The 9,082-nt window shown below is 69.9% G+C and carries 6 protein-coding genes and 2 pseudogenes; 6 read left to right on the plus strand and 2 right to left on the minus strand.

Annotated elements, in window-relative coordinates; translation table 11 throughout:
- Nucleotides 1-61: 61 nt before the first annotated feature.
- Nucleotides 62-412 (minus strand): annotated as a pseudogene (locus AB0K09_RS24175) (GNAT family N-acetyltransferase); the annotation flags it as partial.
- 227 nt (nt 413-639) lie between these two features.
- Here AB0K09_RS24175 and AB0K09_RS24180 point away from each other — a divergent pair.
- The 4 genes from AB0K09_RS24180 (at nt 640) to AB0K09_RS24195 (ending at nt 4,942) form a co-directional block, all read left to right on the plus strand.
- On the plus strand, nt 640-1,926 hold the full coding sequence (locus tag AB0K09_RS24180; RefSeq protein ID WP_366067477.1) for a phosphatase PAP2 family protein: 1,287 nt from the start codon (nt 640-642) through the stop codon (nt 1,924-1,926).
- Between the two features lie 710 nt (nt 1,927-2,636).
- Nucleotides 2,637-3,038, plus strand: a complete 402-nt coding sequence (locus AB0K09_RS24185) for a hypothetical protein (RefSeq protein WP_366067470.1) — start codon at nt 2,637-2,639, stop codon at nt 3,036-3,038.
- Between the two features lie 93 nt (nt 3,039-3,131).
- Nucleotides 3,132-3,947, plus strand: a complete 816-nt coding sequence (locus AB0K09_RS24190) for a DUF4231 domain-containing protein (protein ID WP_366067471.1) — start codon at nt 3,132-3,134, stop codon at nt 3,945-3,947.
- 125 nt (nt 3,948-4,072) lie between these two features.
- Complete coding sequence (locus AB0K09_RS24195) at nt 4,073-4,942, plus strand: methyltransferase domain-containing protein (protein WP_366067473.1); 870 nt, start codon at nt 4,073-4,075, stop codon at nt 4,940-4,942.
- A 291-nt stretch (nt 4,943-5,233) separates the two neighbouring features.
- On the opposite strand, the gene AB0K09_RS24200 is transcribed toward AB0K09_RS24195, so the two are convergent.
- The gene (locus AB0K09_RS24200) at nt 5,234-6,595 is read right to left on the minus strand and encodes a hydrolytic protein (RefSeq protein ID WP_366067475.1); all 1,362 of its coding nucleotides are present in this window, start codon (nt 6,593-6,595) and stop codon (nt 5,234-5,236) included.
- 235 nt (nt 6,596-6,830) lie between these two features.
- On the opposite strand from AB0K09_RS24200, the gene AB0K09_RS24205 reads away from it, so the two are divergent.
- Together AB0K09_RS24205 and AB0K09_RS24210 are read left to right on the plus strand one after the other, a co-directional pair.
- A complete protein-coding gene (locus tag AB0K09_RS24205) occupies nt 6,831-7,520 on the plus strand; it encodes a LuxR C-terminal-related transcriptional regulator (protein WP_366067476.1) in 690 nt (229 codons plus the stop codon).
- Between the two features lie 135 nt (nt 7,521-7,655).
- Nucleotides 7,656-9,082, plus strand: a pseudogene (locus AB0K09_RS24210) (hypothetical protein); the annotation flags it as partial.

The following is a 9,082-nucleotide window of genomic DNA, read 5'->3' on the forward strand; positions in this document are numbered from 1 at the left end:
CTCTGTACGCCACCGACCAGGACAGCTACGTCGTCCAGGGATGGAAGGTCTACGCGAACCCGAAACCGTAGTGGCACAGCACCGCGACCACATCGGTGCCGTAGCCCTTGCCGCGGCAGGACGGCAGCAGCCCCAGCCCGAGGTGCGCGGACCGGTTGTGGTTGTCGATGCCCCACAGCGTCGCGGTACCGACCAGCGTGCCGCTCTCCAGCTCCACCACGGAGAACTGGACGCTCCCCTGCTGCTTGTCGTCCACCACGAGCCGCGGATCCTTCGAGCCGGGCGTGATCGGCCGCCATGGACCGCTTTCGGCCCGAGAGGAGTTGACCACGTCGTCGTAGAGCTCGGCCCGCAGGACCGGGATGTCCTCCTCGTGCCGGGCCCTGAGCCCGACCTTGCCACCTCTCAGCATGCAGGCTTCTTATCCGCCCGGACGGACCGGCGGCAAACGAATAAGCGGTCGCTTCGGTCGGCATGGCGCCGGTAACGGATGAGGGCGCCGCTGGGCCGGGCGGCATGTGTGGACAAATCGGTCAAACAATGATGCCTATAGTATGACGGGTGTTTTCGCGAACAAGCTGCAGAATCGAGTTCGCCGCGTGGCGCAGACCACGGGCGATCCTGTGGGCCACGGCGGGTGTGGCGGCCCTCGGGCTCCTCATCGCGCTGGAGATCGCCGCGCGTCGCTACTGCGGCGAACCGGGGCCGATGACCACCCAGGTGGGAGAGGTCATATTCGCCCCCAAGCCGGGGCCGCTGTACGGCGGCCTGGCACTGATGATGGTGGTGCTCACCTGGCGCCAGCGGTTCATCGCGGCCGGCGCGGCGATCGGCATCGACGCCGTTTTCGTGCTGGTGCGGTGGGCGGTCGACGCCAAGGTGCCCGAGGGCCACTACTTCGGCAACGGCGCCCTGTGGGTGATGCTGGGCTGCGCGGTCATCGCTGTCACGCGCCGAACCGGCCGGGAGCGCGCGCTGCTGCTGAAGGGCGTCGGGCTGGGCCTGCTGCTGGTGGCCGGCCGCAAGACCGGCGACACCTGGCTTCTCATCACGGCGAAGACCCGCCCGGCGGTGCTGGACCCGTACGTGGCGACGGCCGATCACGCACTGGGCAACCCGTCATGGGTGATGGGCCGGCTGCTCAGGGCCGGCGGCCCGATCGGCACGCATCTTCTCGACGTGGTCTACGCCCAGCTCGCGGTGGCCGCGGTCGTCGTCGCGCTGTACCAGCTGCGGAACGTGGCGGCCGAGCGCCGCTTCCCGCGCCATCACCTGGTGCGCACCTTTCTGGTGATCGGCCTCCTCGGGCCGGCCATCTACATGATCTTCCCGGTGGTCGGACCGGTCTTCGCCTTCGGCCCGGGCGCCTCCGGCACCGGCGGCGTGCAGTGGGCGGTGGCCAACCTGTGGCCGCACACGCCGGTTCCGGTCCATGTCCCGCATCCGGTGTCGTACGACGACCTCACCCCTCGCAACTGCATGCCGAGCCTGCACACGGCGTGGGCCACCGCGATCTTCATCCATTCCCGCAAGGGCCCACGCATCCTGCGGTTCGCGGGGGCGTTCTGGCTGATTGCCACGCTCAGCGCAACGCTGGGATTCGGTTACCACTACGGCGTGGACCTCGTCGCCGGTGTGGTGTTCGCACTCACGATCGAGACGGCCCTGCGCTCGATCGACCGCGGCTGGGACCGATCGGGAATCCGGCTGGTGACGTACGGCGCGACGGTCTTCGCCGCGCTCCTGGCGGCGTACCGCTTTCTGCCGATGGAGATGGCCGAGTATCCGTGGGTGTTCGGACCGCTGGTCCTTCTGGCGATGGGCTCGGTGATCTACGGCTACGTACGGATCACGAAACGGTGGGAAACACACACGCAGAAGCCTGCGCCGGCACAGCAACGGGAACCGCAACCCGAACCTGTTTGAGCCGTGTTGCGCCATGGGCGCCGCTGACCGGGGTTCGATTGAATTGCCGTTCCCGCTTGCGCGGGGAGCAGCCGTCGAATCCGGCTGGCACCCGTCACCGTCGGGACCATCCCCGCATGCGCGGGGAGCAGGCTGAGCTTGAAGCCGCCCTCGCCGGCTGGGAGGGACCATCCCCGCGTGCGCGGGGAGCAGCCGTTCTGCTGCCGCCGGTTGGGCTTGCCGCCGGGACCATCCCCGCGTGCGCAGGGAGCAGACTGCCTGACCTGGGACTTCTCCAGGCCTTGGAAGTCGCACCGATGACTTTCTTCGTTTCGGACATACCGGCCATATAGTCAAAATTCGCCCAGCGGCCCCGCCGAGCCACCGTCGCGAGTTGCAGCGTATTCACTACACCGGCGTGACGTCGAGCCACCCCAAGCCCTGGCGGAAGAGAGAGCACGCCCGCTCCCGGACTCCGCCCGGTGGCCATGGGCCTCGCCGACAGCAGCGCAGGCAGGCTCCACCCGAGTCGGCGAAGACGCATCGCGCATGCCCCCCGGAGCGGACATTGGCCTCCAGACACCCCATATCGCATTCATACTTCGCGACCGCGTTTTCGCCCCTTCGCCGGTAGGCGACATCACAGACCCACCCCTTCTCTGAATTGGCGTCAACTACCCACGCTGCACTAGACTTTGCGCGCGCACCAACAAAAAAGAGAGGCGCCATTCATGGGCACGAAATTCATTGAGGTAGACGAATCCCACAAGGGTCAGCCCGGCGTGGAAGAAGGGGTAAAGACGATCGAGGTCGGTGGTCAGACGATCACGACGCCGATTTTCGTCCAGCGAATCGATTTCGATGACCTCGCCCCCGAGGTGACCGACAATCTGACCACGGTCAGGTTCGCCGTGACGGTGGCCGAGGAAATGGAAGACCTGACCGGGGAGTTCGACGAGGACGGTTCCCCGGTGACGGAAATCAAGGAAATCCAGGTGCCCAAGTGGCTCGAAGTCGACCTGGGGCCCGAGTCGCTGAAGCAGTACGAAGAGGCGATGGCGCCCTTCTTCGCCGCCGCCCGCGAAACCGAGGCGCCGATCGTGCCCGCGCCCCGCAAGCGCCGTAAGAAGTGATCTCATGCCCCTCTCCTGCCGCCAGGAGAGGGGCTTCGTTGTGGGGCGACCTGAGCCGTCGTCGTCCGGATATTGACCGACCAGGAATCCGCCATGCCAACACAGCCAGGGCCGGCCGAGCGCCTGCTGGAGTACAAAGAAGCAGTCCTGAAGGCCCAAGAGGCGATACGGGTGCGGAGGTCCCAGCTTCGCCTCATCCGGTTCTTCACCGTCGTATCGGCCGTCGGCGCCCTGTCCATGTTCCTTCTGACCGCAGCGACATGGCGATCGGTGGACATGAAGGCCTACAACGTCATAGCCGGTCCCTTGTGCGCTGTCTCGGTCGTCATCCTGCTCTTCCTTCTGGACAGGGAAGGCTCCCGCCCGCAGAACGAGAGAAGGTCGGTTCAGCGACTGGAACTGGACCTGGAGCTGGCCGAGGAGCGGAGGCGTCTCTACGCCTCCGAGGTGGGGCTCTCCCTCCATCAGCGGCAGTACGCCTACAAGGAGGGCATTTCCAGCAGCCTCGACGCCTACCGGCGGCAGAGCACCCGCTACCGGAGGGTCCACAACGCCTTCCAGGCAGTCATCATCATCGGGTCCTACGCCACGACCGCGTCAGCCAGTTTTGCCGACACCCCGGCCCCCTGGAAGTGGATCACGGTCGGCATCAGCTTCTCCGTCGGCACCGCGGCCGGGTTCACGGGCTACTACAAGTACCGCGAGAGGAGCTACTACCTGCAGAAGACCGCAGACGACATCGAGCACCAGGAGAACGCCTTCGACCTCGGGATCCATCCCTACGACGGGAGCGACGAGGACGGCAACCTCTCCAGGCTCGCGCGCGAGGTGGAGTCATTGCGTGTCGAGCAGAAGCGGCGTGAACAAGAGCTCGACCAGCCCCACGAAGGTCGCCAGGAGAGCGCCTAGCGCCCCTTCAGCGTGATACGGGCGTGGCGTGAAAGATCCGACCACCCCCAAAGGCGGCCTTGTCCGCCGCTCCGGAGGTGCTGGACGCTTCCCCGGTCCGTGAAGTGATCCCGGGAGGATGAACCGTGCCGCACGACGCGAAGGATTCCCAGCTCCAGGTCACGGCCGGCGAAGTCGGCGACTGGTACGACAAGTTCGGCGAGATATACCGGCTGACGCTCGGCGAGAGCGTCCACTGCGGTCTCTGGTTCCCGCCGGACGCGCCCGTCCCGCAGAGCATGGACGTTGCCGCCATGTCCTCCGAGGCGCAGGACCGCTACACCGACTACCTCATCCGCACCCTCGACCCCGAGCCGGGCCAACGTGTCCTGGACATCGGCTGCGGCACGGGGCGCACCGCCCTACGGCTGGTCCAGCAGCGGGACGTCGAGGTCACGGGCGTCTCCGTGAGCAAGGAACAGATCGCCGTGGCCCGCCGTCTGGCGGACGAGCACGGGCCGGCCGGCCGGCTCACCTTCGAGGTCGCCGACGCGATGCGGCTGCCGTACGAGGACGAGTCGTTCGACTGCGCGTGGTTCGTCGAGAGCCTGTGTCACATGGACCGGGCCAAGGCACTCGCCGAGGCGTGGCGGGTACTCAAGCCGGGTGCCGGTCTCATGGTCCTGGAGTCGGTCGTCACCGACCGGCTGACCCCGTCCGAGAGGGTGGTCTTCGAGACGGTCTTCGCGGCCAATGTCCCGCCGACGCTTCCGGACTTCTTCGACCTGGTCGCGCGGACGGGATTCCACACGCTGGAGCTCAAGGACCTGTCGGCGAACCTGGCGATGACCATGAACGTCCTGGCCCTGGGCTGCTACGACAGGAGGGCGGAGTTCGCGGAGCGGTTCGGCTCCGACTTCGTCGAGGGCATGATCGCGGGCTTGCCGCGCATCCGGGAAGTGCTGGTGCGCAAGACGCGGTTCTTCATGGCGATGCTGCGCAAGCCGACGCGGTAACGCGTCGGTCTCCGCAGTTCCCCGGGTGCCCCGCGACGCCGGTGACGTCGCGGGGCACCCCCTGTTGCGCCCCATCGCCCCGCCGCACCAGTAGTGAACAGGCCATTCATCCGCGGCCGTCGCCCGCCCCGAAGCCCCGCTCCATCCGTGCGGAAGCCTTCATTCCCAGACCGTACAGGCTTGAACGAAACAATCCGTTCACATTCGGCGTCATATCGGTTTTCGGTCGGTGTGGGAATCTCCCCTTCCCCTCGCGCCACACCAGGCGAACGATGTTTCGAGGGAGTCGCGTCACCGTCTGGTGTCGCTGAGCGCACCACTCACGTTCAGGACCTCATGACACTGCTGCGCCTGACGGCCGGTGGCCGGTGTGCCCGGCTTCGCGCAGGTCACCTTCACGGTGACGGTGGCATTCTCGGGGATCTTGATGGGAGTGACCCAGTGGTAGTCCTGGTTGCGGAAGGTCTCCAGTGCGATGGTGGTGATCTTCCGGTCGCCGAAGGTGATGGTCATCACTCCCTCGTCGCCCTGGAAGTTCGCGACAACGATGTCCGTGACACCGAAGATCTTCCCTGCCGGCACCACATAGGTGCCGGTGTTGGTCTCTCCGCCGGCCGTCGGCAGGTCGATGGTGGCCGAGCTCTGCTGGCCGCCGCCGGCCGCGGTGCCGGGGCCTCCGCCCGTACCGTCGTCGCCGTCGGCTCCGGTGTCCCCCGGCGCGTTCGCGCCCTGGCCGCCCTGCCGGGAACCCGAGCCGGTGCCCTTGCCCTTCCCGGAACCGGTGCCCGGCGGCTGCCCGTTCTGCTGTCCGGCGGGCGTGGGGCGCGGCTGGACCACCTCGTCGGCGGCCTCCTTGGCCGCGCTCCGCACCGCCGGGCGGACCAGCAGGAACCAGGCCAGCAGCAACGCGAGCAGGGCCGCGAGCACCGCCAGGAGCCACTTCGGGAAGACCGGGATCTGGACGAACTCGGCTTCCATGGGCGGTCGTACGAGGGGCGTGGCCTGCTCGCCGGCGCCCTCCGGCGCCTCGGCGTCGGCGGCGCTCACGGTGAACGGCCAGACCACGGGCCTGCCGAACCAGACCGGCTTGCCGGTGCGCACCCGCAGCCGGGTCTCCGCCGACTCGCCGGGCTCCAGCGTCAGCTCGGCAGGGGTGAACCCGAACCGCAGTTCCTCTCCCGCCTGCTCCGGCGTGAAGGTCACCCGGGCCGGGCAGTTGCCCTCGTTGCGCACCGCCACCCGGTAGCGGGCCCGCAGCCAGCCGCGCCGGCGGCGTGGGACCAGCTCGGTCCGCAGCTCGCGGAACTCCTCGATGTGCACCGTCGTTTCGGGCACCGTCACGGACTCGGGGTGTTCGGCCGGCAGCACCCGTACGCCCAGCGGCACATCACCCGCGCGAACCTCGGGGGAGCGCGGCGGGGCCAGGCGGATGGTCACCGTCTCGGAGGTGCCGGGATAGAGCGAGATCCGCTCGGGTTCCACGGTGGCCCAGGCGGCGCAGTCGCCGACGACCTCCAGCGTGTACGCCTCGACGATGTCGCTGTCGTTGCGGACGGTCAGGCTGGTCGAGGCGGTACCGCCCGGCGTCACCGTCAGGGCCGGGATGTCGAGGCCGGGCGCTCCGGGACCGGAAGAGGGTGCAGATGGCGTCACGCCACGACGGTAGGGCGGGGTCGCGGCCGTCACGAGAGGTGCGAGGGCAACACCCGGGCAGTCGGCGTGCCCCGGGCGGTCAACGTCGACTCCAGAGGCTCACGTTGATGTCATCCGGTGCGGGGCGCGGGCCGCCGCCCGGCGGGCTCCCGCGGCCCTCCCCCGTCCCCCGTCCGCCCTCCGTCAGGAGACCTCTTCACCCTGTCCCCTGTCCGGCTCAGCGAAAGAAACCCTCATGATTGCCAACACGCCGCGCCTGACCGCCCCCGCCCCCGTCACCCCTCCCGCTCCCGCCGGCCGCCCGCACCGGGTGACCGTGGCCGTCTACGCCCAGGATCTCGTCCTGCGGATCGGCGTCGTCCATCAGCTGCGACAGCGCCCCGAGGTGGAGCTGGTCGCCGACGCCGAGGCGGACCGGGCGCGGACGTCGCTCGTGGTCGTCGACGCCGTGGACGACGAAGTGATGGCGCTGCTGCAACGGTTGCAGCGCAACGCGGCCACCCGCACCGGGCTGGTGGTCGGCACGTTCGAGTCCGCGGCGCTGCAGCGGGTGATCGAGTGCGGTGTCGCGGCGGTGCTGCGGCGCACGGAGGCCGACCAGGACCGGCTGCTGCACCTGGTGCTCGCCATGGCCAACGGCGAGGGGGTGCTGCCCGGCGATCTGCTCGGCAAGTTACTCACCCACGTCGGCAGCCTGCAGCGCTCGGCGCTCGATCCGCGCGGTCTGTCCCTGTCCACGCTGACCGCGCGCGAGGCGGACATGCTGCGCCTGGTGTCGGAGGGGTTCGACACCTCGGAGATAGCGGAGAAGACCGCGTATTCCGAGCGGACCGTCAAGAACGTGCTGCACGAGGTCACCACCCGGCTCCAGCTGCGCAACCGGGCGCACGCGGTCGGCTACGCGTTGCGCAACGGGCTGATCTGACGGCCGTCCGTCCCCCGGCGCTGCCCGAAGGCGCACCGGCGCTTCCCCCGGTACGGCCCCGCTGCCCTGCCGGGCCGCGCGCGCGTGCCGCAGAGTGGCGGGCGCACGAGGTGTTCCGAGACTGCGAGGTGGAGCGTGAACGGCACCGCTGGCCCCGGCGGGCAGCGCCGGCTGGGGAGGTTCGGCGCGGCGTCGCTCCTGCTGGTCCCGCTGCTGGCGGTGACGGTGACGGCGGCCTCGCGGCCGGGCAGCGCCGAACCCCGGCCGCAGGCGGCCGACGCCTCCGCCACCCGGATCGCGTACGCGGGCACCGGGCACCGGAGCCTCGGCCGGGTCGTCGACACGAAGTCCACCGAGCCGGTGTTCGGGGACGGCCCGGCGCACTTCGACGTCCAGCCGTCGGCGCTGGGGGACACGATGGTGTTCGCGAGCCGGCGCGACGACAAGCGCCCGCAGGTCTACCTGCGGGCCCCCGACGGGTCGGTGCGCAAGCTGACCAGCGACCGGGACGCGGCGCATCCGCGGCTGACCCCGGACGGCTCGGCCGTGGTGTTCGACTCGGCGGAGCCGGGCGGACCGGACGGCAAGAAGCAGCGCGACCTGTGGCTGGTGCGCGCCGACGGCACCGGGCTGACCCGGCTGACCGACACGCCGTCCGAGGAGGAGAGCCCGACCGTGTCTCCGGACGGACGGTGCCTGGCGTACGCCGGGAACGGCGAACCGGGGGCCCGCCGGCAGATCTACGTGCGGCCGCTGGCCGGGGGCGCGGCAACCCGGGTCACCGGGGCGCTCGACGGCTCGGCGACGGAACCCGTGTGGAATCCGGTGAACGACGCGGCGCACCGGGACCTCATCGCGTACACCTTCACCACCGACGCGGCGACGGGCCCGCGGCTGCGGGTGACCGGTGGGGCGGCCGGGGACCGGCCGCTCCTGGCCGGCGCGCGGGCACAGTGGCGGACCCACGGGGCAGCCTGGCTGCCCGACGGGGACGGGGTGCTGTTCCTCAGCCCGGACCGCACCTGTGACTGCGAGGGGAACTGGGACCATGTGTTCCAGGTGGCCCATGCCGGGGCCGAGGCCGAGCCACAGCTGGTGCTCCAGGAGGACCGCGCGGTCGGCCGGCCCACCTGGCTGGGCCCCCTGCACGGCGGCCGCGTGGTGGTCGACCGCACCTCGGCCCCCGGGCCGCACGTGGCGACCCTCCAGGACGTCCGGATGGACGGCGCCGATCCGCGCGACCTCGGGCTGACCATCCTGAAGGAGGACCCGGCGGCCGACACCAACACCGATCCGGCCAAGGATCCGCTGTTCAATCCGGCGCCCGGGTCCGACCCGTGGACCGAGCGGCAGAACTACACGCCGGACGGCCGCCGCATCGTCGTCACCCGGTTCGAGGACGACCCGGACAGCCCGAAGGGCCCGGACGGCCGGAAACGCCGGATCGAGCGGATCTGGACGGTCGACGCCGACGGCTCCCACCCGGCGGCGATGCCGCTGGCCGAGCGGGGGCCGGAGGACTGGGACACCGACCCCACGTTCTCCCCGGACGGGCGCACCAT

The organism is Streptomyces sp. NPDC049577 (assembly GCF_040675635.1).
Classification (GTDB): domain Bacteria; phylum Actinomycetota; class Actinomycetes; order Streptomycetales; family Streptomycetaceae; genus Streptomyces.

Coding starts and splice junctions, on each gene's coding strand:
- AB0K09_RS24185 (WP_366067470.1), top strand. CDS start 2,637: ATGGGCACGAAATTCATTGAGGTAGACGAATCCCACAAGGGTCAGCCC.
- AB0K09_RS24190 (WP_366067471.1), top strand. CDS start 3,132: ATGCCAACACAGCCAGGGCCGGCCGAGCGCCTGCTGGAGTACAAAGAA.
- AB0K09_RS24205 (WP_366067476.1), top strand. CDS start 6,831: ATGATTGCCAACACGCCGCGCCTGACCGCCCCCGCCCCCGTCACCCCT.